A 22521-nucleotide genomic window follows, 5' to 3' on the forward strand; every position below is an offset into this window, starting at 1 on the left:
TGAGTGGCTCGCGATCCATTATCTTGCGGGTCCTGGTACTCGTTCCTGCAACGTATAAAGCGCCATCTATGAAAACCCCACTGTGGTTCCCCCAAAGTTTTTTCTCGCGCACCCTTTGGCTGGTGCTCATCGTTGTGCTGTTCTCCAAGGCATTGACCCTGGTTTATCTGTTGATGAACGAAGACATGCTGGTCGACCGTCAATACAGTCATGGTGTGGGCCTGGTGCTGCGTGCCTATTGGGCGGCAGATGAAGAGAACCGGGCCAAGATTGCCGATGCCGCAACGCTCACTCGTGTGGTTGGCGGTGGCGTGCCCGAAGGCGAGCAACACTGGCCGTACAGCGAGATCTACGAGCGTCAGATGCAGGCCGAGCTGGGCGCCGACACCGAAGTTCGCTTGCGCATGCACTCGCCTCCCGCGCTCTGGGTTCGTGCGCCGAGCCTGGGCGATGGCTGGTTGAAGGTGCCGTTGTATCCGCACCCGCTGCGTGGGCAAAAAATCTGGAGTGTGCTGGGCTGGTTCCTGGCCATTGGTTTGTTATCCACAGCGTCGGCCTGGATTTTCGTCAGTCAACTCAATCAGCCACTCAAGCGCCTGGTCTATGCGGCCAGGCAGTTGGGGCAGGGGCGCAGTGTGCGGCTGCCGATCAGCGACACACCGAGCGAAATGACCGAGGTTTACAGCGCGTTCAACCAAATGGCAGAAGACGTGGAACAGGCAGGCCGTGAGCGGGAGCTGATGCTGGCCGGTGTGTCCCATGACCTTCGAACCCCGCTGACGCGTTTGCGCTTGTCCCTGGAGTTGATGGGCAACCACAACGACCTGACAGACGACATGGTGCGCGACATTGAAGACATGGACGCCATTCTCGATCAGTTCCTGGCCTTTATCCGGGACGGTCGTGATGAGCCAGTCGAAGAAGTGGACTTGTGTGAGCTGATCCGTGAAGTCGTGGCGCCGTATAACCAGAACGAAGACCAGGTGCGCCTGCGCTTGCAGCCGATCCAGCCGTTTGCCCTGCGTCGAGTATCGATGAAACGCCTGCTCAACAATCTGATTGGCAACGCCTTGCACCATGCGGGCGATGACGTTGAAGTGGCGGCCTACGTGTCGGGCGATAGCAGCGCGCCTTACGTGGTACTGAGTGTAATGGACCGTGGCGCGGGCATTGATCCTTCCGAGCTTGAAGACATCTTCAACCCGTTCATTCGCGGGGACCGTGCCCGTGGCGGTAAAGGCACTGGCCTGGGCCTGGCGATTGTTAAACGGATCGCCTCCATGCACGGCGGCAATGTCGAATTGCGTAACCGTGCCGGTGGTGGTCTGGAAGCCAGAGTACGACTGCCGCTGGGCCTGATGCTCCCGCGCGGCGCCGTTTAACTGCACACCGTGTAGGAGCGAGCTTGTCTCGCGATCTTTTGATCCTTCAAAGATCGCAAGACAAGCCCGCTCCTACACGTTTTGGGTGCGGTTAACCTTTTCCTTTAGTCCGCGTCAGGTTCGGGCCGCTGTTTTTTTCCAGATGCTCGATGATGATCCCCGCCACATTCTTGCCCGTGGTGGTTTCGATCCCTTCAAGACCCGGCGATGAGTTGACCTCCAGCACCAGCGGACCGTGGTTGGAGCGCAGAATATCGACCCCTGCCACGCTCAACCCCATGACTTTGGCCGCACGAATGGCGGTCATGCGCTCCTCTGGGGTGATCTTGATCAGGCTGGCGCTGCCACCGCGGTGCAGGTTGGAGCGGAATTCCCCCGGTTTGGCCTGACGCTTCATGGCGGCAATCACCTTGTCGCCCACCACGAAGCAGCGAATATCGGCCCCGCCGGCTTCCTTGATGTACTCCTGCACCATGATGTTTTGCTTGAGGCCCATGAAAGCTTCAATCACCGATTCAGCCGCCGTGGCGGTTTCACACAGCACCACGCCGATGCCTTGGGTGCCCTCGAGTACCTTGATCACCAGCGGAGCGCCGTTGACCATCTCGATCAGGTCCGGGATGTCATCCGGGGAGTGGGCAAAACCGGTCACCGGCAAACCCAGACCGCGACGTGACAGCAATTGCAGCGAGCGTAATTTGTCCCGTGAGCGGGCGATGGCCACCGACTCATTGAGCGGGAACACCCCCATCATTTCGAACTGGCGCAACACGGCGCAGCCATAGAACGTAACAGACGCACCGATACGCGGGATAACCGCATCAAAGCCTTCCAATGGCTTACCGCGGTAGTGGATCTGCGGCTTATGGCTGGCAATGTTCATATAGGCGCGCAAGGTATCGATCACCACCATCTGATGGCCTCGTTCGGTCCCGGCCTCGACCAGGCGACGAGTGGAATACAGACGCGGGTTGCGCGACAGCACAGCGATCTTCATGCAGCACCTTTGGAGGAGGTAGTGGTGACCGGAAATACCGGCTTGTCTTGAACGTATTTTTGGCCAGGATTGACGACCAACTGGCCGTCCACCAGCGCTTTTGAGCCCAGTAACAGGCGGTAGCGCATCGATTTGCGGCAGGCGAGGGTGAATTCAACCTGCCAGACATGATCGCCCAGGGCCAGGTCCGTGCGGATCACATAACGCACCTGCGTGTGACCGTTTGAGCTTTTAATGGTTTTTATAGCCACCAGCGGCGCTTCGCAGCGGCGGTGGCGCAGTTGTACCAATGTGCCCAAATGGGCATTGAAACGTACCCACTCGACACCATCGCGCTCAAAAGGCTCGATTTCAGTGGCATGCAAGCTGGAGGTACTGGCGCCGGTGTCGATTTTTGCGCGCAAGCCCGCGACGCCCAGATCGGGAAGCGCCACCCACTCACGCAGACCGACAACGGTCAAATGATCAAATGTCTTCAATATAGATAACCAGCGATTAACGTATTCAGGCCGCAGGGAAGGCCCTGCAGGTCAAACAATCGACGAAAGCCGATTTGAAAGCCACAGGCGGTATTCACGCAGAATAGCTGGCAAATGGCGACAGTTTTCCTACGGGCGCGCGCTATCGTTTTCAACAGCCGTTTTGCCAGGTGGGCATTCTATCGGGCGTATTCCTTCCTTGGATCATCAAAAGTAGTAGTACAGTTCTGTGAATTTAAATGACGGGGGTTTCCGATGGCGCAGAAACAAGAAGAGGACGACAAAGTCCGTTTGGACAAGTGGTTATGGGCAGCACGCTTCTACAAAACTCGCGCACTGGCCAAGGCGGCCATTGAGAGTGGCAAGGTGCACTGCCGTGGCGAGCGTTGCAAGCCCAGCAAAGAGCCGCGAGTGGGGGATGAACTGCAAATACGGGTAGGGCTCGAAGAGCGCACTGTGCAAGTCAAAGCCCTATCAGTGGTGCGCGGTGGCGCCCCGCAAGCCCAAACCTTGTACGCTGAAACCGAACACAGCATCGCCAAGCGCGAAAATGCGGCAGCGTTGCGCAAGGCCGGCGCGATGGGCATCACCACCGAGGGTAAACCGACCAAAAAACAACGTCGCCAACTGCATCAGTTGCATGATGTTGGCGACTTGTAGCACCGACCATTCGGGGCACATCGTTTCCAGTCGTCCATTTGCCGTGCGTCGTGTCTGTACACGCATGACTTGTAACTTACCCTGTGAAACGCCATATAGGGTCATTAGCCAGCGGCCTGTTAAAGCCCCCACCTATATCAAGTAATCAATTCAGAACTCTATTCTTATGTCCGATTTACTCAAAAAAGATGCCACACAACGCTTCATGTTTGACACCAGCGATGCCCGCGGCGAGCTCGCTTCGCTGGAGCACAGCTACGCGGATGTGTTGGCCAAACATGCTTATCCTCAGCCGGTCCAGCAACTGCTGGGCGAGTTGATGGCAGCGGCGGCGTTGTTGGTGGGCAACCAAAAAGTAGATGGTCTGCTCAGCCTGCAAGCGCGCTCCGAAGGCCCGGTGCCTTTGTTGATGATCGAGTGCACCAGCGACCGCGAAATCCGTGGCCTGGCCCGTTTTGAAGCCGACCAGATTGCAGCCGATGCCACCTTGGCCGACCTGCTGCCTAACGGCGTGCTGGCCATCACCATTGATCCGACGGTGGGTCAGCGTTACCAGGGCATTGTCGACCTCAATGGCGACACCTTGGCTGACTGCTTCACCAACTACTTCGTCATGTCTGAACAAGTACCGACCCGTTTCTGGTTGGGCGCTGATGGCGTGCGCGCGCGCGGTATGTTCTTGCAGCAACTGCCTGCCGACGTCATCGAAGACGAAGACGAGCGCGTCGACAGCTGGAACAAACTGCTGATGCTGGGCGATACGCTCAAGACCGAAGAGCTGTTGGGTCTGGATAACGAAACCATTTTGCATCGCCTGTATCACGAAGAGACCGTGCGCGTGTACGACCCTCTGGCCATTGAGTTCAAATGCAGCTGCTCGCGTGAGCGTTCAGGCAATGCGCTGACCAGCCTGGGCCATGAAGATGCGCTCAATCTGGTGGCCGAGCATGGCGGGCATATCGAGATCGATTGCCAGTTCTGCAACGCTCAATACCTTTTTGATGCTGCTGATGTTGATCAATTATTCTCCGGTGCCGGTGTTCAGTCGCCTTCCAAGACTCATCACTAAAACGTTTCAGCGCAGGTGAAACACCTGTCAAATACCGTTCTTGCGCGGTTCTGACAGGTGGGCCCTACTCTTTTTGGGCTTTTCTGGCATAATCCGGCCCACTTTTTTCGCGGTAGTAGTGCAAATTTTTCTACTACAAAACGTTTGGCGCACTCGGCCAATGGCCGACGGGGAACCTCATGACGCAAGCTAATAACGCCGTGTACACCGATCTGAGCATCGACGATCTGGTAAAAGAAGCCCTGAACCGTGGTGAAGGCGAGCTTGCCGACAACGGTGCACTGGTTGTTAAAACGGGCCACCGCACTGGACGTTCGCCAGCAGACCGCTTCATTGTTGAAGAGCCGACCACTCAGGACGCAATCGCCTGGGGCCCGATCAACCGCAAGTTCCCGGCCGACAAGTTCGACGCGCTGTGGGACCGTGTTTCGGCTTATGTTGGTGAGCGCGAGCGTTTCGTCTCCCACGTTCATGTAGGTTCTGATCCGGCGCACTACCTGCCGGTCAAAATGACCACTGAAACTGCATGGCACAACCTGTTTGGCCGTTGCCTGTTCATCAACCCTGAGCAGTACAACCCAGCGGGCAAGGACGAGTGGCAAATCCTCAACGCGCCTAACTTTGTGTGCGAGCCAGAGCGTGATGGCACCAACTCCGACGGTTGCGTGATCATCAACTTTGCTGCCAAGAAAGTCTTGATCGCAGGCATGCGTTACGCCGGCGAAATGAAAAAAGCCCTGTTCTCGGTTCAGAACTTCCTGCTGCCAGCTGTTGACGTTCTGCCGATGCACTGTGCGGCCAACATGGGCGAAGAGGGCGACGTGACCCTGTTCTTCGGCCTGTCGGGCACTGGTAAAACCACCCTGTCGGCTGACGAAAGCCGTTACCTGATCGGTGACGACGAACACGGCTGGGGCGTGGGCGTAGTGTTCAACATCGAAGGCGGTTGCTATGCCAAGTGCATCGACCTGTCCGAGAAAAACGAGCCGGTGATCTGGAAAGCCATCCAGCACGGCGCGGTTCTGGAAAACGTTGTTCTCGATCCAGAGACCAAAAAACCGGACTACGCAGACGACAGCCTGACGCAAAACAGCCGTGCGGCTTACCCGCGTGAACTGATCGAAAAACGCGCACCGAAAAACCTCGGTGGCGAGCCAAACGCTGTGATCTTCCTGACCTGCGACCTGACCGGCGTACTGCCACCAGTGTCGATCCTCAGCGAAGAGCAAGCGGCTTACCACTTCCTGTCGGGCTACACCGCACTGGTCGGTTCGACTGAAATGGGTTCGGGCGCTGGCATCAAGTCGACCTTCTCTACCTGCTTCGGCGCGCCATTCTTCCCACGTCCTGCTGGTGAATACGCAGAGCTGCTGATCAAGCGCATCCGCGGTTTCGGCTCCAAGGTTTACCTGGTTAACACCGGCTGGACTGGCGGCGGCTACGGCGTTGGCAAGCGTTTCAACATCCCGACCACCCGTGGCGTGATTGCAGCGATCCAGAGCGGTGCTCTGATCGGCGCAGAAACCGAGCACCTGGACACCATCAACCTCGACGTGCCATTGGCCGTTCCGGGTGTTGACGCTGGCCTGCTGAACCCACGTAACACCTGGGCTGACAAAGCGGCCTACGACGAAGCGGCCAAAGCCCTGGCTGGCCTGTTCGTCGAGAACTTCAAGAAGTTCGACGTCAGCGACGCGATCAAGGCTGCTGGCCCGAAGCTCTAAGCATCGGTTAGCGAATTGATCTACAAAAAACCGCCTGAAAGGGCGGTTTTTTTATGCACGGGCTTCAGGCTTCCAGCGTTTCTGTATCCCAATGCCCGAGCGTGATGGCTTGATACAGCATGCCGATGGTCAACGGCACCTTGTCGCCCCGGCCCTTGGCACTGCGCTTGAAGTGCGGATCGTTGCCTGCCGGGTGGAAGTAGCGATACGCATCGTAATCGGCCAATTCAAGCCCGAAGCGCTCCTCAAGGGTTTCCATCAACTGTTGGGCATCGCTGCCATTGCAGCCAAGGTCGAGGTTGATCGAGGTCTTGAGGCTGATGGTCTTGTTCTCGGGCAAACCGATTTCTTCATGCAGCAACTGCATCAGCTCCCGTAGGGCTGGCGTGTCGGGGAGGGTGGCGGCGAATTTCATGACAAAAAGTCCGTGGGATAGTCAAGACAGTTCTTCTGGTGCATCGCCAGCACCATAAACCAAATAAGAAATCGATGTACCCAGGCTTCCGGTGGACGCCTGAGGGTGACAGTGGCCGTAAATGCTCTGGCCAGCGGCCAGCGCCCAACCCTGTATCATCCCCTCTCAATTTGCCCCCGACCTTTTCTCGATTCGCTGCAGACCCTAGGTTACGGTTCAGCCCTTTGCAGCGGTCAATGGAGTGACAGTGATGCACAACACCCTGGAACAGGTTTTTGGTTATCCACAGTTTCGCAACGGCCAAGAGGCAGCAATCAGTGCGGTGCTGGCAGGGCGCTCGGCGGCAGCGATTTTTCCGACGGGGTCGGGCAAGTCGTTGTGTTACCAGTTGCCCGCCGTGTTGCTGCCACATTTGACACTGGTGGTGTCGCCGCTCCTGGCGCTGATGCAGGATCAGCTGGCGTTTTTACAGCGCCATGGTATTGCCGCCGCCAGTATCGACTCGGTGCAAAGCCGTGAGGACGCCAGTGCCGTCATGGCCCGGGCCAAGGCGGGTGAATTGAAGATCCTGATGGTGTCGGTCGAGCGCCTGAAGAACGAGCGCTTTCGAAACTTTTTGCAGCGGGTCCCGATTTCGCTGCTGGTGGTGGACGAGGCGCACTGCATTTCTGAGTGGGGGCATAACTTTCGTCCGGATTATTTGAAGCTGCCGGACTACCAGCACCAGTTCAACATCCCACAAGCATTGCTGCTGACGGCCACGGCCACCCCTGACGTTATCGTTGATATGCAGCGCAAATTTGCGATTGCCGACGAGGATGTCATCACCACCGGCTTTTACCGCGCGAACCTTGATCTGTGGGTCGAACCGGTTACCGGCGCGGCCAAACGCCAGCGATTGGTGCAGTGGATGGGCGAGCGCAGTGGCCAGCCGAGTATCGTCTACGTCACCCTGCAAAAAACCGCCGAGCAGATCGCTCAGCACCTCAGCCAGCACGGAATCAGCGCCACCGCTTACCACGCAGGGTTGCCTCACGACCAACGAGAAAGCATCCAGCGCCAGTTCATGGCCGGCCAGCTCAATTGCATCGTCGCCACCATCGCCTTCGGCATGGGCATCGATAAGAGCGATATTCGCAACGTGGTGCATTTCGACCTGCCCAAGTCGATAGAAAACTACAGCCAGGAGATCGGCCGCGCCGGTCGCGATGGCGAAACGTCCGAGTGCCTGGTGCTGGCCAATCGCGACAGCCTCAACGTGCTGGAAAACTTTGTGTATGGCGATACGCCAGAGCTCGAAGGTATCGAGCGTGTGCTGCACGAGCTAAGCGCTGCGCTTGCCGAGGGCCAGTGGGAGTTCATGCTGTTGCCGCTGTCCGATCAGAGCAACATCCGCCAATTGCCCCTCAAAACCCTGTTGGTGCAATTGGAACTGCGTGGGCTGATTGCCCCGCGTTACGCCTTTTTTGCCGAGTATCGCTTCAAATGCCTCATTGAGCCTGACGCGTTGCTGGCCAAGTTCGAAGGCGAGCGCCGACAGTTTGTAGCGGCGATTATCCAGACCTCCAGCCGTGCCCGAACGTGGGCCACGGTGAACTTTGACACCCTGTACGAGCAGCACCAGGCGGAACGCAATCGGGTGGTCAAGGCGCTGGATTATTGTCAGGAGAAGGGCTGGATCGAACTTGAAAGCAAGCAAATGACCGAGGTCTATGGCGTACTAGTGGCTGATTTTGATGCACCTGCGCTGAGCTGTGAACTACACCAATACTTCACCGCCCATGAGCGCAGCGAAATGGCACGTATCCACGCAATGCTGGGGTTGTTCGCCAGTGAAACCTGCCTGAGTTATCGGCTGGCGCAATACTTTGGCGATGATCAGGCTCCGCAGCAGTGCGGACATTGTTCGGTCTGTGCCGGGCAAGTTGCGCGCCTGCCGGAACCGCCACCGCTGGAGCCGCTTGTGGATAAACACTTTGACGCGTTGTGCGGTGCTTTTATCCACAAGCATCAGGAGTACACAGGAAGTTATCCACCGCCCGAGCGCCTGACCCGGTTTCTATGCGGCATCAGCGTCCCGCTATTCACCAAGATCAAGGCGCGGGCGATTCCAGGCTTTGCCGCCCTGGAAAACTATCCGTATGCCGACGTGCGAGAGTGGGCTACACAGCATCTACCCGTGTAGGAGCGAGCTTGCCTTGCGATCTTTTACAAGATCAAAGGGTCGCAGGGCTACCTCGCTTCAACAGGTAATTGGGGCTTACCCCAACAGTTCGCGCAACACGCGGATGAAATCCCGGCTGCTGGCTTCTTCATCGGCATGGCGACCGTCACGCACCACCCATTGGCCATTCACCACCACGTCGCGGACCTGGCGATCACCACCGGCAAACAACCAGCGGTTAAGAATCGCATCGTCCTGCGCGGTGGCAAGATAAGGGTCGTTGCCGTCGAGCACCAGCCAATCGGCCCGCTGACCCACGGCCAAACCGGCCACCGGTTGGCCCATCGCCTGGGCGCCACCCGCCACAGCCGCATCGTAGAGCGTACGCCCGACCATTGGCTGGTCGCTGCGATACATCCGGTTGCGCCGCTGATCACGCAGTCGCTGGCCGTATTCCAGCCAGCGCAACTCCTCAACCACGCTCAATGACACATGGCTGTCCGAACCAATGCCCATGCGGCCGTTTTGCGCGAGGTAGTCCACTGCCGGGAAAATGCCATCGCCCAAGTTGGCTTCCGTGGTCAGGCACAGCCCGGCCACGGCCTGGCTTTGGGCCATGAGTTGCACCTCATCTGCCGTTGCGTGGGTGGCGTGTACCAGACACCAGCGGGCATCGACATCAACGTTGTCATACAGCCACTGGATCGGGCGTTTGCCACTCCAGGCCAGGCAGTCGTCGACTTCTTTTTGCTGCTCGGCGATATGAATATGCACCGGGCAAGTCGTGTCGCTGGCGCTTAGCACCTCGTGGATCTGTTCGGGCGTAACGGCCCGCAGCGAGTGAAAACACAGGCCCAAGTGTTGCGCAGGCTGTTGTGCCAACAATGGTTTTAACTGCTGCTGCAAGGTCAGGTATTGCTCGGTGCTGTTGATAAAACGGCGCTGGCCGTCATTCGGGGCCTGGCCACCAAAACCGGAGTGGCTGTAGAGCACCGGCAGCAAGGTCAGGCCGATGCCGGTTGAACGGGCCGCCTCGCTGATCCGCAGCGCCAGTTCGGCGGGGTTGGCGTAGGGCTGACCCGACAGGTCGTGATGCACATAGTGGAACTCTGCCACCGAGGTGTACCCGGCCTTGAGCATTTCGATGTACAACTGGCGGGCAATGATGCCTAACTGCTCGGGGCTGATTTTACCGACCAGCCGGTACATCAGGTCACGCCACGTCCAGAAGCTGTCGTTGGGGTTGCCCGCGACTTCGGCCAGCCCGGCCATGGCCCGCTGAAACGCATGGGAGTGCAGGTTCGGCATGCCTGGCAACACGGGTCCGTTCAGGCGTTGTGCGCCTTGAGCGTCAGCATTGGCTTGAATACGGGTCAGAAAGCCGTCGGCCCCGACCTCAATGCGGACATTGGTAGCCCAGCCTGTGGGTAACAGCGCACGTTCGGCGAAGAAGACGGACATCGGTTCGGCACCCCATCGTAGAAATTTGTATATACATATACAGACGTTTGCCTGCCCGGTAAACTCCGGCAAGCTACGCCCCTTAACTCATGAACAAGGATTGCCTGTGTCGACTCCGCCTGTCGTGCCCCCGCTGGCCGCCCACATGGGCGATAGTCCAGCCCCGCTTTACGCCCGTGTCAAACAGATGATCACTCAGCAGATCGAGAGCGGAAACTGGCCGCCGCATTACCGCGTGCCCTCGGAAAGCGAACTGGTCAGCCAACTGGGCTTCAGCCGCATGACCATCAACCGGGCGCTGCGTGAAATGACCGCAGACGGCTTGCTGGTGCGCATGCAGGGTGTTGGCACCTTCGTGGCCGAGCCTAAAACGCAATCCGCGCTGTTTGAAGTCAACAACATCGCCGACGAAATCGCCGCCCGTGGTCATAAGCACACCTGCAAAGTGATCAGCCTGGCCGAAGAACTGGCCGGTTCCGAGCGCGCCGCCGTACTCGACATGCGTGAAGGGCAAAAAGTTTTTCATTCGCTCATCGTGCATTACGAAAACGGTATACCCGTGCAAATTGAGGACCGCTTCGTTAACGCGCTCGTCGCCCCGGACTACCTCAAGCAAGACTTCACTCGGCAAACGCCTTACGCCTATCTGTCTCAGGTCGCCCCGCTGACGGAAGGTGAGCACGTGGTCGAAGCCATCCTGGCTGACCCCAAAGAGTGCAAGCTGCTGCAAATTGAGGCCAGCGAGCCGTGCCTGTTGATCCGCCGCCGCACGTGGTCGGGCCGCCAACCAGTGACTGCCGCTCGTCTGATTCACCCCGGTTCCCGTCATCGCCTGGAAGGACGTTTCAGCAAATGAGTGAGCTCAGCGTTTTACGTGCCGCCGATTACCCTCGTATGCCCTGGAAAAACGGCGGTGGCAGTACTGAAGAAATTACCCGCGATACCGGTGAAGGCCTCGAGGGTTTTGGCTGGCGCCTGTCGATTGCTGACATTGGCGAATCAGGCGGTTTTTCGCGCTTTGAGGGTTACCAGCGAGTCATCACGGTATTGCAAGGCGAGGGCATGCACTTGCATGTCGACGGCGAGCAGAGCCGTGCGCTGTTACCGTTTGATGCCTTCGCCTTTAACGGGGCGAGTGACGTCAGTTGCACGTTGATCGACGGGCCGATCCGCGACTTCAACCTGATCTACGCCCCGCAGCGTTACAGGGCCCGCCTGCAATGGCTGGAAGCGGGTGGTCGACTCTTCACTTCGGCGCAGACTGTGCTGGTGTTGGGTGCTGATGAACACGTTGAAGTACGCGTGGGTAACACTCGGCACGAACAATTGGGCCGCTACGATTGCCTGCAACTGAGTGCCAATCAGCAACTGCTGGAAATCGCCATCACCGGCCGCAGCTGCGTGATTGAACTGAGCGTCAATCTGTAGGAGCAAGCTTGTCTCGCGATCTTTTAGACGATCAAAAGATCGCGAGGCAAGCCCGCTCCCACGCGCCCCATCTTGTTACCTAACGCCCCAAAAAGAAGCATAACGCCCTTCAAGTAACACCCCATTACGCTCTCTGCTGCACGCGTACGCAAACCTCTTGCGTGCCTCAACGCCTTTATTTCCGGGCCTTTGAAAAAACTGCGCGATGTTTTAATTGACAGCAAACTCACGTTGGCCGCTTACTTGCATATGCTTGTATGTACAAGTACATAAGTGTGCACCTGCCCAACACTGAGGAGTTACCCGTGACTTCAACTACCCCTAAATCGCCTGCTGCGTTCACCCGTCATCGCGACGGTGAAATCCGCGCTGCCCGTGGCACCCAGCTCACGGCCAAAAGCTGGATGACTGAAGCTCCGTTGCGAATGCTGATGAACAACCTCGACCCGCAAGTGGCCGAGAACCCGACTGAGCTGGTGGTGTATGGCGGTATTGGGCGAGCGGCGCGTAACTGGGAGTGCTACGACAAAATCGTTGAAAGCCTGACCAATCTCAACGACGACGAAACGCTGCTGGTGCAGTCGGGCAAGCCGGTGGGTGTGTTCAAAACCCACAGCAACGCGCCACGGGTATTGATCGCCAACTCCAACCTGGTGCCGCATTGGGCCACATGGGAACACTTCAACGAACTCGACGCCAAAGGCCTGGCCATGTACGGCCAGATGACCGCCGGCAGCTGGATCTACATCGGCAGCCAAGGCATCGTGCAGGGCACATACGAAACCTTCGTTGAGGCCGGTCGTCAGCATTACAACGGTAGCCTGGTCGGCAAATGGGTGCTCACTGCAGGCCTGGGCGGCATGGGCGGCGCACAACCGCTGGCGGCAACCCTGGCGGGCGCGTGCTCGCTGAATATCGAATGCCAACAGAGCCGTATCGATTTCCGTCTGGCCACGCGTTATGTCGACGAGCAAGCCACCGACCTGGATGACGCCCTGGCGCGCATCGCCAAATACACCGCAGAAGGCAAGGCGATTTCCATCGCCCTGTGCGGCAACGCGGCCGAACTGCTGCCAGAAATGGTGCGCCGTGGTATCCGCCCGGACATGGTCACCGACCAGACCAGCGCCCACGACCCGCTCAATGGCTACCTGCCAAAAGGCTGGACTTGGGAGCAGTACCGTGACCGCGCCGTGACCGATCCTGCGGGCGCGGTCAAAGCCGCGAAAGCTTCGATGGGCGAACACGTTGAAGCCATGCTGGCGTTCCAGAAAGCCGGTATTCCAACCTTCGATTACGGCAACAACATCCGTCAGATGGCCAAAGAAGTGGGCGTTGAAAATGCCTTCGACTTCCCCGGGTTTGTCCCGGCGTACATCCGCCCGTTGTTCTGCCGCGGTATCGGTCCGTTCCGTTGGGCGGCGCTGTCGGGGGATGCAGAAGACATCTACAAAACCGACGCCAAGGTCAAGGAGCTGATCCCTGACGACGACCATTTGCACAACTGGCTGGACATGGCCCGTGAGCGCATCAGCTTCCAGGGTTTGCCGGCGCGTATTTGCTGGGTGGGCTTGGGCCAGCGCGCCAAGCTGGGCCTGGCGTTCAACGAAATGGTGCGCAGCGGCGAGCTGAAAGCACCAATCGTGATCGGTCGTGACCACCTGGACTCCGGCTCGGTATCCAGCCCGAACCGTGAAACCGAATCGATGCAGGACGGCTCCGACGCCGTTTCCGACTGGCCGCTGCTCAACGCCTTGCTCAACACCGCGAGCGGCGCGACCTGGGTATCGCTGCACCATGGTGGCGGCGTTGGCATGGGCTTCTCGCAGCACTCGGGCATGGTGATTGTGTGTGACGGCACCGACGAAGCGGCCGAGCGCATCGCGCGCGTCTTGCACAACGACCCGGCCACTGGCGTGATGCGCCATGCCGATGCGGGTTACCAGATCGCCATCGACTGCGCCAACGAACAGGGCCTGAACCTGCCGATGGTTAACGGCTAACCCCGTTCTGTAGGAGCGAGCTCGTCTCGCGGTCTTTTAAAAGACCAAAAAGATCGCGAGGCAAGCTCGCTCCTGCACATGAATGTGGAATTTCAGCAAGCGCACTCCCGGTTTTCCTTTATCTGAGGTGGGACCCATGGCTGTTAATGATGATCGTGCAGGCGCTACACCCTTGATCGAAAAACGCTCGATCGACTACATCCCCGCGTCAGAGCGGCACGGTCGGCTGTTCAGCCAGTTCACGCTGTGGTTGGGAGCCAACCTGCAAATCACGGCGATTGTCACGGGGGCGCTGGCGGTGGTGTTGGGCGGCGATGTGTTCTGGTCACTGATAGGCCTGTTTATCGGGCAGGTGCTCGGTGGTGCCGTCATGGCCTTGCACGGTGCTCAAGGCCCGCAATTGGGCTTGCCGCAAATGATCAGCAGCCGTGTGCAATTTGGTGTGTATGGCGCTGTGGTGCCGCTGGTGCTGGTGTGCCTGATGTACATCGGCTTTTCGGCCAGCGGTTCATTACTGGCTGGGCAAGCGGTGGCTCAGTTGCTGCACGTGGATGACTGGATGGGCATCGTTGTCTTCGCCGGTTTTATCGTGATCCTGACCATCTTCGGTTACCGGGTGATCCACGGCATCGGCCGCCTTGCCAGTGCATTGGGGGTGCTGGCCTTCGTCTATCTGTTTTACAAACTGCTGGCTGGCAATGACATTGGCGCATTGCTGGCGAACAAACATTTTTCGATCAGCAGCTTTTTGCTGGCGATCTCGCTGTCGGCTTCATGGCAAATCGCGTTCGGCCCGTATGTGGCGGACTACTCGCGCTACCTGCCGAACAATACCTCTGCGACCCACACCTTTTGGGCGATTGGCCTGGGTTCGGTGATTGGCGCGCAAACCGCCATGGTGTTCGGGGTATTGGCGGCAGCCTTGGCCGGTTCGCAATTTGCCCATCACGAAGTGTCATTTATCGTGGGCCTGGGCGGCACCGGCATTGTGGCGGCGCTGCTGTATTTCGCCGTGGCATTCGGCAAGGTGACGATCACTACGCTTAATGCCTACGGCAGTTTTATGTCGGTGGCCACCATCGTCAGCGGCTTTCGCGGCAGCCGGCGGATCCCCAGTGGCGTGCGCCTGTTGTACATCTTCGCGATGGTGGTGATCGCAACCACGCTGGCGTTGCTGGGCAAAGACTCGTTTCTCAAGGACTTCTCGGCCTTCATCCTGTTTCTGCTGGCATTTTTCACGCCCTGGAGCGCGATCAATCTGGTGGATTTCTACTGCATCACCAAAGAACGCTACGACATCCCGGCGCTGTCAGATCCGCAAGGCCGCTATGGCCGCTGGAACGTGATCGGCCTGAGCGTCTACGTGATTGGTGTACTGATCCAGATGCCTTTCCTCTCAACTCACTTCTACACCGGCCCGCTGGTCGACAGCCTCGGCGGCACGGATATTTCATGGATCATCGGCCTGGTCGTGCCAGCCGTCTTGTATTACTGGGCGGCTAAAAAATGGCCACGCCCGGTGCCCGGCCACTTGATCCTGCCGGATGAGCGCCCAGCGCCCGAAACACCGGCCACTGTACCGCCTGCGGTGCCAACACCGATCTAGTCTGCATGGCTTAACACGGATAACAACAGCTGGCAGACAAGACCCTTTCAAGGAGCATCAATGTGAACCGTTTAAACCTGATACCCGGCCAACTGAACCTTGCCCAACTGCGTGACATTTATCAGCAGCCGGTGAGCCTCAGTCTGGACGACAGCGCTTCGGAACAGATTGATGCGAGTGTGTCGTGTGTGGAGCAGATCCTCGCCGAGCACCGCACCATTTACGGCATCAACACCGGGTTTGGTTTGCTGGCTTCGACAAAAATCGCCAGCGAAGACCTGGAAAACCTCCAGCGTTCGCTGGTGTTGTCACATGCTGCGGGTGTCGGTGAGCCGCTCAGCGATGACTTGGTGCGCCTGATCATGGTGCTCAAGGTGAACAGCCTGAGCCGCGGCTATTCGGGGATTCGGCGGGTGGTGATCGATGCCTTGATCGCGTTGATCAATGCCCAGGTGTATCCGCATATTCCGCTCAAAGGGTCGGTGGGCGCATCGGGTGATCTGGCGCCGTTGGCCCATATGTCGCTGGTGCTGCTGGGTGAAGGCAAGGCACGCTACAAAGGCGAGTGGCTGAACGCGAAAACGGCGCTCAAACATGCCGGTCTGCAACCGCTGACGCTGGCGGCCAAAGAGGGCCTGGCCTTGCTCAATGGCACTCAGGTGTCGACCGCATTCGCGTTGCGCGGGCTGTTTGAAGGCGAAGACGTGTTTGCCGCCGCCATTGCCTGCGGCAGCCTGACGGTTGAGGCGGTGTTGGGGTCGCGTTCACCGTTTGATGCGCGTATTCATGCCGCGCGGGGCCAGCGCGGGCAAATCGATGCCGCCGCGCTGTACCGCGACCTGCTGGGCGCGAGCAGCGAAGTGTCCGAGTCACACAAAAACTGCGACAAGGTGCAAGACCCGTATTCCTTGCGTTGTCAGCCACAAGTAATGGGCGCATGCCTGACCCAGTTCCGTCAGGCGGCCGAGGTGTTGAGCATTGAAGCCAACGCCGTGTCGGACAACCCGCTGGTGTTTGCCGAGCAGGGGGATGTGATCTCGGGGGGTAACTTCCACGCCGAGCCAGTCGCCATGGCTGCCGACAATATCGCCTTGGCGATAGCCGAAATCGGCGCCCTGAGCGAGCGCCGTATCTCGTTGATGATGGACAAACACATGTCGCAGTTGCCGCCGTTTCTGGTGGCCAACGGCGGCGTCAATTCTGGCTTTATGATCGCCCAAGTGACCGCGGCCGCGTTGGCCAGCGAGAACAAGGCGCTGGCGCACCCGCACAGCGTCGACAGCATTCCCACCTCGGCCAACCAGGAAGACCACGTGTCGATGGCTCCGGCGGCGGGCAAGCGCCTGTGGGACATGGCTGAAAACGTTCGCGGCGTGCTCGCCGTGGAATGGCTGGCGGCGTGCCAGGGCCTGGACCTGCGTAATGGCCTCAAAACCTCCCCAAAACTCGAAATCGCCCGCACCACACTGCGCAGCAAAGTGGCGTTTTATGAAAAAGACCGCTTCTTCGCGCCCGACATCGACGCCGCCCAGCAACTACTGGCGTCGCGGTGCCTCAATGAACTGATCGTGCGCCATACCCTGCCGAGCGTGTAGGCGTCGAATACCCGCATTGGCCATTAATGATTAGGAGTGTCACACAATGAAAATCTACAAGACTCTACTGACTCCATTACTTTCCCTCAGCGTGTTGGTTGCTGCAGGTACTGCCCAGGCGGCCACCTGGTGTGAATCAGGCAAACCGGTGAAATTTGCCGGGCTCAACTGGGAGAGCGGCATGCTCTTCACAGACCTGATGCAGTTTGTGCTGGAAAAAGGCTACGGCTGTAAAACCGACAGCTTGCCGGGCAACTCCATCGCCATGGAAAACGCCCTGAGCAGCAACGACATTCAAGTGTTTGCCGAAGAATGGGTGGGCCGCAGCAACGTCTGGATCAAGGCAGAGAAGGCCGGGAAAGTGGTAGGCGTGGGTGCGCCGGTGGTGGGCGCTGTTGAAGGCTGGTATGTGCCGCGCTACGTGATCGAAGGTGATGAGAGCCGCAAGATCAAAGCCTCGGCACCGAACCTCAAGTCAATCGCCGACCTGGCGCAGTACGCCTCGGTGTTCAAAGACCAGGAAGAGCCGAGCAAGGGCCGCTTCTACAACTGCCCGGCGGGTTGGACCTGTGAGCTGGATAACACCGAAATGCTCAAGGATTATGGCCTGGACACCACCTACACCAACTTCCGCCCAGGCACCGGCCCGGCCCTCGATGCGGCCGTGCTGTCGAGCTACCGGCGCGGCGAGCCGATCCTGTTCTATTACTGGTCACCGACCCCGCTGTTGGGCAGCGTTGACCTGGTCAAGCTGGATGAAAAACCCGGTGTCGACAAGCACGTAGACATCAAAGTGGGCGTCTCTAAAACCTTCAGCGAGCAGGCCCCGGAACTGGTCGCTGTGCTGGAGAAGGTCAACCTGCCGATCGATCTGCTCAACCAGAACCTGGCCCGCATGAGCAAAGAACGCATCGACTCACCAAAACTGGCCAAAGAGTTCCTCAAGCAGCACCCGGAAGTCTGGCACGCCTGGGTCGATGAAGACGCCGCCAAAAAAATCGAAGCGGCGCTATGAGAGCGGACGCTGTAGCTGTGGATAACGTCCCTTTCATTTGATCGAGAGTCTTTATGTTTCCCGAGCGTTTTACATTTTCTGTAGCGGACTGGGTCAACGGTTGGGTTGACTCGCTGGTGGCCAACTATGGCGATGTGTTCCGGCATATTTCCGACACGTTGCTGTGGGCCATCGTCAATTTAGAAACCGTGCTGCGCATGGCGCCGTGGTGGCTGGTGCTGGCCATCGTCGCGGGCATTACCTGGCACGCAACGCGCAAGGCCATGACCACGGCAGTGATTGTCGGCCTGCTGTTTTTGGTGGGGGCCGTTGGCTTGTGGGACAAGCTGATGCAAACCCTGGCATTGATGCTGGTGGCCACGTTGATCTCGGTGCTGATCGGCATCCCGCTGGGCATTCTGGCCGCGCGTAGCAATCGTTTGCGCGCGGTACTGATGCCGGTGCTCGACATCATGCAAACCATGCCGAGTTTCGTGTACCTGATCCCGGTGCTGATGCTGTTTGGCCTGGGCAAAGTGCCGGCGATTTTCGCCACCGTGATCTACGCTGCGCCCCCGCTGATTCGCCTGACCGACCTGGGGATCCGCCAGGTCGACAGCGAAGTCATGGAAGCCATCAATGCCTTTGGTGCCAACCGCTGGCAGCAACTGTTCGGCGTGCAACTGCCACTGGCGATGCCGAGCATCATGGCCGGTATCAACCAGACCACAATGATGGCGCTGTCGATGGTAGTGATCGCCTCGATGATTGGCGCACGAGGCTTGGGCGAGGACGTGCTGGTGGGCATCCAGACGCTCAACGTCGGCAAAGGGCTGGAGGCCGGGCTGGCCATCGTGATTCTGGCGGTGGTGATCGACCGCATTACCCAGGCGTATGGCCGACCACGGCATGAGGTGAGCAAATGAACATGACGACGCCTGCAAAAATCGAAGTCAAAAACGTGTTCAAGATTTTTGGCAGCCGCGCCAAAGAGGCGCTGGCCTTGATCCAACAGCAAAAAACCAAAGACCAGGTGCTGGCCCAGACTGGCTGCGTGGTGGGGGTCAATGACCTGTCGCTGAGCATCGGCACGGGCGAGATTTTCGTCATCATGGGGTTGTCGGGCTCTGGCAAGTCGACGCTGGTGCGTCACTTCAACCGCTTGATCGACCCCACCAGCGGCGTGATCCTGGTCGACGGCCAGGACATCCTGCAGTACGACATGGAAGCCTTGCGCGACTTCCGCCGCCATAAAATCAGCATGGTGTTCCAGAGTTTTGGTTTGTTGCCGCACAAAAGCGTGCTCGACAACGTCGCCTACGGCCTCAAAGTGCGCGGCGAAAGCAAAGCCCTGTGCGCCGAGCGGGCCTTGCACTGGATCAACACCGTGGGCCTGAAGGGCTACGAAAACAAATACCCGCACCAACTGTCGGGCGGCATGCGCCAGCGTGTCGGGCTGGCCCGCGCTTTGGCCGCCGACACCGACATTATCCTGATGGACGAGGCGTTCAGTGCCCTCGACCCGTTGATTCGTGCCGAGATGCAGGACCAGTTGCTGGAGCTGCAAAAGACCCTGCACAAGACCATCGTCTTCATCACCCACGACCTGGATGAAGCGGTGCGGATCGGCAACCGGATTGCGATTCTCAAGGACGGGCGACTGATTCAGGTCGGTACGCCCAAAGACATTCTTCATTCCCCGGCCGATGATTATGTTGACCGTTTTGTTCAACGCCGCGCCGTGGCGGTTTAGCTTTAGAAAGGTGAGCGATGAGTAACGTACACAACCAAGCAGTGGTGATCGATCCCGTGATCATCGACAACGCCCGCCTGCGCTGGCAAGACGTGGTGGCGGTTGCCCGGCATGGCGCGCGGCTGGAGTTGTCGGCCCAGGCCTGGGCGCGGGTCGATAACGCGCAGGCCATCGTGCAGCGCATTGTGCACAGCGGCGAACGTGCCTATGGCATCAACACCGGCCTGGGCGGCTTGAGCAACGTGTCGCTGCAGCACGAGCAATTGAGTGCGCTGTCGCGTAACACCTTGCTCAGCCATGCCTGTGGCGTGGGGCCGGCGCTGAGCAATGAACAGACCCGCGCGATCATCTGCGCGGCGGTCATTCAATACAGCCAGGGCAAATCCGGCCTGCATCGCCAAGTGGTCGAAGCGCTGCTGGCGCTGCTCAACCATCAGATCACTCCGCAGGTGCCGTCCCAAGGCTCGGTCGGGTATTTGACCCACATGGCGCACATTGGCGTTGGCCTGTTGGGGGTGGGAAATGTCAGCTACCGCGGGCAGATCGTCCCCGCGCAGCAAGCGTTGGATGCCGAAGGCCTGAGCCCGGTGCAACTGGGCGCCAAAGACGGGTTGTGCTTGGTAAACGGCACGCCGTGCATGACCGGCCTCAGTTGTCTGGCGCTGGCCGATGCCGAGCATTTGCTGGCCTGGGCGGACGTAACCGGTGCCATGAGCTTTGAAGCGCTGCGTGGTCAGATCGACGCATTCGACCCTGAAATCCTCGCGCTCAAGCCCCATGCGGGCATGCAGCAGGTGGGCACCACGCTACGCCGCCTGCTGGCCGACAGCGAAGTCATCGCCAGCAGCAAGGGCGTGCGCACCCAGGATGCCCTGAGCTTGCGCTCTATCCCGCAGGTGCATGGCGCCGCGCGCGACCAGCTCAAGCACGCCATCGTGCAGATCGAAACCGAACTCAACTCGGTCAACGACAACCCGATGGTACTGGGCACGCCCGATGCGTATCGCGTGGTGAGCCAGGCCAACCCGCATGGACAATCCGTCGCGCTGGCGGCCGATGGGCTGGCGATTGCCATGGCCGAGATCGGCTCGATTGCCGAGCGCAGGCTCGACCGTCTGATCAACCCGCACGTCAGCGACATGCCTGCATTTTTGGTCAGCCAGCCGGGCGTCAATTCCGGGATGATGATCACCCAGTACGTCGCCGCCTCGCTGTGCGCGCAAAACCGTCAACTGGCCCAGCCTGCCGTGCTCGACAACTACGTGACCTCGGCCCTGCAAGAAGACCACCTGAGCCTGGGCACTAACGCGGCCCTCAAACTGTTGCAGGTGCTGGAAAACTGCACGCAAGTGTTGGCCATCGAGTACTTGCTGGCCGCGCAGGCCTTTGAGTTCCATACGGCCAAACACTTTGGCGCGGGTACCCAGGTGGCCTGGCAATTACTGCGCGAACACGTAGCGCCTTACGATCAAGACCGCTGGCTGGCGCCGGAAATCGCCAAGAGCGCGGCGATCCTCAAAGACCCGCGTGCGTTGCAGTCACTGGCGCCTTACCTGGCCTGAGACATCGAGGGAGTGATGCAATGAAAACGCTTTGGCAAAACTGCAATGCCGCGACCATGGCCAATGGCACGTACTCGATCATTGAGGACGCCGCTATCGTGACCCGCGATGGCTACATCGAATGGATCGGCCCGCGTCTGCACCTTCCGCCCGCTGAGTACGATCAGACCATTGGCTTGGAGGGCGCCTGGGTAACGCCAGGGCTGATCGACTGCCACACCCACACGGTGTTTGGCGGCAATCGCAGTGGCGAGTTTGAACAGCGCCTGCAAGGCGTGAGTTACGCAGAAATTGCTGCAGCAGGCGGTGGTATTGCCAGCACCGTGCGTGCGACCCGTGCCGCCAGCGAGGACGAATTGTTCGCCAGTGCCCGTCAGCGTTTGCTGTGTTTGCTGCGCGACGGTGTGACCAGTGTCGAGATCAAGTCCGGTTATGGCTTGAGTCTGGAGAGCGAGCGCAAGATCTTGCGGGTGATTCGCCGTTTGGGCCAGGAACTGCCCGTAACGGTGCGCAGCACTTGTTTGGCGGCGCACGCCTTGCCCCCCGAGTACAAAGACCGGGCAGACGACTACATCGAGCACATCTGCACCGAAATGCTGCCAGCGTTGGCAGGCGAGGGGCTGGTGGATGCAGTTGACGCCTTCTGCGAATACCTGGCGTTTTCACCGGCGCAGGTCGAGCGGGTATTCAAGGTGGCGCAGCAACTGGGCTTGCCGGTCAAATTACACGCCGAGCAACTGTCGTCGCTGCACGGCTCCAGCCTGGCGGCGCGTTATCAGGCGTTGTCGGCTGACCACCTGGAATTCATGACCGAAGAAGACGCCGTGGCCATGGCCCAATCCGGGACGGTGGCGGTGTTGTTGCCGGGGGCGTTCTACTTTTTGCGCGAAACCCAACTGCCACCCATGGAGTCGCTGCGTAAACACGGGGTCAAAATCGCCATTGCCAGCGACCTCAACCCCGGCACCTCGCCTGCGCTGTCGCTGCGCCTGATGCTGAACATGGCCTGCACCCTGTTCCGCATGACCCCGGAAGAAGCCCTGGCAGGCGTGACCCAGCACGCCGCGACGGCTCTGGGCATGGGCGACACCCACGGCTCGCTGGAGCCCGGCAAAGTGGCCGATTTTGTGGCTTGGAACATTGATCGCCCGGCAGACCTTGCGTACTGGTTGGGTGCAGATCTGGACAAACGCGTCGTGCGCAACGGCGTTGAGCTTTAGGAGAACAGG

The 22521-nt window shown here is 59.1% G+C and carries 19 protein-coding genes; 15 read left to right on the forward strand and 4 right to left on the reverse strand.

Annotation, left to right across the window (positions count from 1 at the left end):
- Positions 1–68: 68 nt before the first annotated feature.
- Complete coding sequence (locus tag NTD86_RS01335; protein ID WP_262200339.1) at positions 69–1382, forward strand: ATP-binding protein; 1314 nt, start codon at positions 69–71, stop codon at positions 1380–1382.
- 91 nt (positions 1383–1473) lie between these two features.
- Here the strand turns inward: NTD86_RS01335 and rimK are convergent, their stop codons facing one another.
- Both rimK and NTD86_RS01345 read right to left on the reverse strand, forming a co-directional pair.
- A complete protein-coding gene (gene rimK, locus NTD86_RS01340; protein ID WP_262200340.1) occupies positions 1474–2379 on the reverse strand; it encodes a 30S ribosomal protein S6--L-glutamate ligase in 906 nt (301 codons plus the stop codon).
- Positions 2376–2825: an ATP-dependent zinc protease gene (locus NTD86_RS01345; RefSeq protein ID WP_173430587.1), complete on the reverse strand. Its 450-nt coding sequence runs from the start codon at positions 2823–2825 to the stop codon at positions 2376–2378. Before NTD86_RS01345 ends, rimK begins: the two co-directional genes overlap by 4 nt.
- A 288-nt stretch (positions 2826–3113) precedes the next feature.
- Between NTD86_RS01345 and NTD86_RS01350 the strand changes: the two genes are divergently transcribed.
- The 3 genes from NTD86_RS01350 (at position 3114) to NTD86_RS01360 (ending at position 6311) form a co-directional block, all read left to right on the forward strand.
- Complete coding sequence (locus NTD86_RS01350; protein ID WP_262200341.1) at positions 3114–3518, forward strand: RNA-binding S4 domain-containing protein; 405 nt, start codon at positions 3114–3116, stop codon at positions 3516–3518.
- A 166-nt stretch (positions 3519–3684) separates the two neighbouring features.
- Positions 3685–4587 carry an Hsp33 family molecular chaperone HslO gene (gene hslO / locus NTD86_RS01355; RefSeq protein WP_262200342.1) on the forward strand — a complete coding sequence of 301 codons (903 nt, stop codon included), beginning with the start codon at positions 3685–3687 and terminating at the stop codon, positions 4585–4587.
- 179 nt (positions 4588–4766) lie between these two features.
- The gene (locus NTD86_RS01360; protein ID WP_262200343.1) at positions 4767–6311 is read left to right on the forward strand and encodes a phosphoenolpyruvate carboxykinase; all 1545 of its coding nucleotides are present in this window, start codon (positions 4767–4769) and stop codon (positions 6309–6311) included.
- Between the two features lie 64 nt (positions 6312–6375).
- Here NTD86_RS01360 and NTD86_RS01365 read toward each other — a convergent pair whose 3' ends face one another.
- Positions 6376–6726, reverse strand: a complete 351-nt coding sequence (locus tag NTD86_RS01365) for a DUF1493 family protein (RefSeq protein ID WP_262200344.1) — start codon at positions 6724–6726, stop codon at positions 6376–6378.
- Between the two features lie 250 nt (positions 6727–6976).
- Between NTD86_RS01365 and NTD86_RS01370 the strand changes: the two genes are divergently transcribed.
- Positions 6977–8911, forward strand: a complete 1935-nt coding sequence (locus NTD86_RS01370) for an ATP-dependent DNA helicase RecQ (RefSeq protein ID WP_262200345.1) — start codon at positions 6977–6979, stop codon at positions 8909–8911.
- A gap of 75 nt (positions 8912–8986) precedes the next feature.
- Here NTD86_RS01370 and NTD86_RS01375 read toward each other — a convergent pair whose 3' ends face one another.
- On the reverse strand, positions 8987–10351 hold the full coding sequence (locus NTD86_RS01375; RefSeq protein ID WP_262200346.1) for a formimidoylglutamate deiminase: 1365 nt from the start codon (positions 10349–10351) through the stop codon (positions 8987–8989).
- Positions 10352–10496: 145 nt separating this feature from the next.
- Here NTD86_RS01375 and hutC point away from each other — a divergent pair, with 145 nt between their 5' ends.
- From hutC to hutI, 10 genes are all read left to right on the forward strand, one after another.
- Positions 10497–11207: a histidine utilization repressor gene (hutC, locus tag NTD86_RS01380; protein WP_153328128.1), complete on the forward strand. Its 711-nt coding sequence runs from the start codon at positions 10497–10499 to the stop codon at positions 11205–11207.
- Positions 11204–11779 (forward strand): HutD family protein, encoded by a 576-nt coding sequence (locus NTD86_RS01385; RefSeq protein ID WP_262200347.1) that lies wholly within the window; start codon positions 11204–11206, stop codon positions 11777–11779. Before hutC ends, NTD86_RS01385 begins: the two co-directional genes overlap by 4 nt.
- A gap of 305 nt (positions 11780–12084) precedes the next feature.
- Positions 12085–13782: a urocanate hydratase gene (gene hutU, locus NTD86_RS01390; protein ID WP_262200349.1), complete on the forward strand. Its 1698-nt coding sequence runs from the start codon at positions 12085–12087 to the stop codon at positions 13780–13782.
- Between the two features lie 136 nt (positions 13783–13918).
- Positions 13919–15388 carry a purine-cytosine permease family protein gene (locus tag NTD86_RS01395; RefSeq protein WP_262200350.1) on the forward strand — a complete coding sequence of 490 codons (1470 nt, stop codon included), beginning with the start codon at positions 13919–13921 and terminating at the stop codon, positions 15386–15388.
- Positions 15389–15450: 62 nt separating this feature from the next.
- Positions 15451–16983: a histidine ammonia-lyase gene (gene hutH / locus NTD86_RS01400; RefSeq protein ID WP_262200351.1), complete on the forward strand. Its 1533-nt coding sequence runs from the start codon at positions 15451–15453 to the stop codon at positions 16981–16983.
- 46 nt (positions 16984–17029) lie between these two features.
- Complete coding sequence (locus NTD86_RS01405) at positions 17030–17998, forward strand: ABC transporter substrate-binding protein (protein WP_262200352.1); 969 nt, start codon at positions 17030–17032, stop codon at positions 17996–17998.
- Positions 17999–18051: 53 nt separating this feature from the next.
- Positions 18052–18903 (forward strand): ABC transporter permease, encoded by an 852-nt coding sequence (locus NTD86_RS01410; protein ID WP_262200353.1) that lies wholly within the window; start codon positions 18052–18054, stop codon positions 18901–18903.
- 2 nt (positions 18904–18905) lie between these two features.
- Positions 18906–19730, forward strand: coding sequence for a glycine betaine/L-proline ABC transporter ATP-binding protein (locus NTD86_RS01415; RefSeq protein ID WP_262200451.1), 825 nt, complete (start codon positions 18906–18908; stop codon positions 19728–19730).
- Between the two features lie 17 nt (positions 19731–19747).
- Positions 19748–21292: a histidine ammonia-lyase gene (gene hutH / locus NTD86_RS01420; protein ID WP_262200354.1), complete on the forward strand. Its 1545-nt coding sequence runs from the start codon at positions 19748–19750 to the stop codon at positions 21290–21292.
- 20 nt (positions 21293–21312) lie between these two features.
- Positions 21313–22512, forward strand: a complete 1200-nt coding sequence (gene hutI, locus NTD86_RS01425; protein ID WP_262200355.1) for an imidazolonepropionase — start codon at positions 21313–21315, stop codon at positions 22510–22512.
- Positions 22513–22521 lie beyond the last annotated feature (9 nt).

Origin of the sequence: Pseudomonas sp. 7P_10.2_Bac1, assembly GCF_025465935.1 — a bacterium.
Taxonomy (GTDB): domain Bacteria; phylum Pseudomonadota; class Gammaproteobacteria; order Pseudomonadales; family Pseudomonadaceae; genus Aquipseudomonas.

Coding starts and splice junctions, on each gene's coding strand:
- rimK (WP_262200340.1), bottom strand. CDS start 2,379: ATGAAGATCGCTGTGCTGTCGCGCAACCCGCGTCTGTATTCCACTCGT.
- NTD86_RS01360 (WP_262200343.1), top strand. CDS start 4,767: ATGACGCAAGCTAATAACGCCGTGTACACCGATCTGAGCATCGACGAT.
- NTD86_RS01415 (WP_262200451.1), top strand. CDS start 18,906: ATGACGACGCCTGCAAAAATCGAAGTCAAAAACGTGTTCAAGATTTTT.
- hslO (WP_262200342.1), top strand. CDS start 3,685: ATGTCCGATTTACTCAAAAAAGATGCCACACAACGCTTCATGTTTGAC.
- NTD86_RS01410 (WP_262200353.1), top strand. CDS start 18,052: ATGTTTCCCGAGCGTTTTACATTTTCTGTAGCGGACTGGGTCAACGGT.
- NTD86_RS01405 (WP_262200352.1), top strand. CDS start 17,030: ATGAAAATCTACAAGACTCTACTGACTCCATTACTTTCCCTCAGCGTG.
- hutC (WP_153328128.1), top strand. CDS start 10,497: ATGGGCGATAGTCCAGCCCCGCTTTACGCCCGTGTCAAACAGATGATC.
- NTD86_RS01365 (WP_262200344.1), bottom strand. CDS start 6,726: ATGAAATTCGCCGCCACCCTCCCCGACACGCCAGCCCTACGGGAGCTG.
- NTD86_RS01375 (WP_262200346.1), bottom strand. CDS start 10,351: ATGTCCGTCTTCTTCGCCGAACGTGCGCTGTTACCCACAGGCTGGGCT.
- hutI (WP_262200355.1), top strand. CDS start 21,313: ATGAAAACGCTTTGGCAAAACTGCAATGCCGCGACCATGGCCAATGGC.
- hutH (WP_262200354.1), top strand. CDS start 19,748: ATGAGTAACGTACACAACCAAGCAGTGGTGATCGATCCCGTGATCATC.
- NTD86_RS01370 (WP_262200345.1), top strand. CDS start 6,977: ATGCACAACACCCTGGAACAGGTTTTTGGTTATCCACAGTTTCGCAAC.
- NTD86_RS01335 (WP_262200339.1), top strand. CDS start 69: ATGAAAACCCCACTGTGGTTCCCCCAAAGTTTTTTCTCGCGCACCCTT.
- NTD86_RS01395 (WP_262200350.1), top strand. CDS start 13,919: ATGGCTGTTAATGATGATCGTGCAGGCGCTACACCCTTGATCGAAAAA.
- NTD86_RS01385 (WP_262200347.1), top strand. CDS start 11,204: ATGAGTGAGCTCAGCGTTTTACGTGCCGCCGATTACCCTCGTATGCCC.
- NTD86_RS01350 (WP_262200341.1), top strand. CDS start 3,114: ATGGCGCAGAAACAAGAAGAGGACGACAAAGTCCGTTTGGACAAGTGG.